Source organism: Streptomyces sp. CO7, from assembly GCF_053474865.1.
Genome location: NZ_JBRIOU010000005.1, coordinates 188055 through 189224, shown reverse-complemented (window position 1 = coordinate 189224; position 1170 = coordinate 188055). Strand labels below are relative to the sequence as shown.

General features: G+C 73.0%; 2 protein-coding genes. Both read right to left on the bottom strand.

Annotated elements, in window-relative coordinates; translation table 11 throughout:
• Positions 1-116 precede the first annotated feature (116 nt).
• Positions 117-386 (bottom strand): SCO0607 family lipoprotein, encoded by a 270-nt coding sequence (locus ACOV8S_RS19265; RefSeq protein ID WP_448319047.1) that lies wholly within the window; start codon positions 384-386, stop codon positions 117-119.
• Positions 387-599: 213 nt separating this feature from the next.
• A complete protein-coding gene (locus tag ACOV8S_RS19260) occupies positions 600-1112 on the bottom strand; it encodes a DUF6584 family protein (protein WP_448319046.1) in 513 nt (170 codons plus the stop codon).
• Positions 1113-1170 lie beyond the last annotated feature (58 nt).

The following is a 1170-nucleotide window of genomic DNA, read 5'->3' as shown; positions in this document are numbered from 1 at the left end:
ACCCTCCCGCATGCTCCCGGCCTCGGCCTCGGCCTCGGCCCCGGCCCTGGCTCCGGTCCCGGCTTCAGCTCCGTACCGGTCCCGACCTCAGCTCCGCACCGGCCCCGGCCCCCGGTCTACGGCGCCTCGACGACGTTGCCGTCCTTGTCGAGCATGTGGGTGCGCCAGTACTTGTCCCACTTGTCGTCGACCTTCTTCGGATCCTTGCCCTCGGGGTACCGCGCCATCCCCTTCGGCGGTTCCTCGCCGTTCGTGACGCACGCGCTGCCCGTGTCGCCCACGGCCAGCACCGGGTACTCGCCGTCGCCGCAGATGTTCTCCTCGTACCCGAGCCCGGAGCACCCGGTCAGGGCCACCGCCGCCGCCACGCCCACGAGGGCGGCCACCACTCGTCCACGGCGGCTCCCGCCCACCGAGCCGCTCCCCACGCCACTGTCACCCTTGCCGCCACTCCTGAGGCCCCTGCGCATGACTCCCCCTGCTCCCGGTCTTCCGTCGTTCGCTGTGCCTCAACTGTCGCCGTGGAGGGGCCGCACCTCCTGAGTACCGCTACTCATCACCGGGCGCGGGGTTACTCAACTCTCCCTGGGCGTGCGGCCTCAGTCGAACAGGGCCACCAGGCCGTTCACCCAGATCGACAGGAACACGAGGACCGCCAGTAGGCACCCGATCCCGGCCAGGGCGCCGAGGACGCCACCGCCCTCGCTCTCCGCTTCCGCCTCGTCCGCGGACGGCAGCGCGTCCCAGTCGACCGGGCGCCCCAGCTCGTCGGAGCACCGCTTCCGGAGCGCGGCCAGTTGCTCGCGGGCGAAGGTCGTCGCGGCCCGGGACTCCGGCCCTCGCCAGGCCAGGGCCCGCATCCGCTGCAGTGCGGTGCGGTGTCTCGCCTCGAACGCCCCGGTCTCGTCGGCGTCCCGGTCCTGCTCGAGGTACATCCACCGGCCTGCCTCGGCGGGCTCCCCGTACAGCCGGTACACCTCCGCCAGACGGCGACGGAGGGCCAGGTCGTCCGGGTAGGAGGACACCAGCCCGCGCAGTCGTTGGCGCGCGACGGGGATCCGGCCGGCGGCGAGGTCCGCGTCGACCCGGGCGAGGGTGTCGTTCAGGGGCATGTACGCATGGTCGAGCACCACGATCGCCCCCGTCGACCGGTTTCCGACCGCCCACCCC